Below are 260 nucleotides of genomic sequence, written 5' to 3' on the forward strand. Positions count from 1 at the left end.
GCGTTTGCTGGATGCCCTGCATGACGGTGTCTATATCACCGATGGGCGTGGCGTGACCGTCGCCATCAATCAGGCCTATGAGCGTATTACCGGGCTCAAGCGCAGTGACGTGCTGGGGCATCACATGCAGGAGCTGGTGCGCCGGGGGTATATCTCCAAGTCGGTGTCATTGGAGGTCATCCGTGACGGCAAGCCCGTCACCCTCGTGCAGAGTCTGCGCGATGGCCGCAAGATATTGGTCAGCGGTCTCCCGATGTTGG

Annotated in this window: 1 protein-coding gene; it reads left to right on the forward strand. The window is 60.4% G+C overall.

The window, feature by feature from the left end; translation table 11 throughout:
- Positions 1 to 260: PAS domain-containing protein (locus tag SCA31_RS24110; RefSeq protein WP_410699519.1), on the forward strand; the 260-nt coding region annotated here is incomplete at both ends.

Origin of the sequence: Chryseobacterium sp. SIMBA_028, assembly GCF_046535285.1 — a bacterium.
Lineage (GTDB): Bacteria > Bacteroidota > Bacteroidia > Flavobacteriales > Weeksellaceae > Chryseobacterium.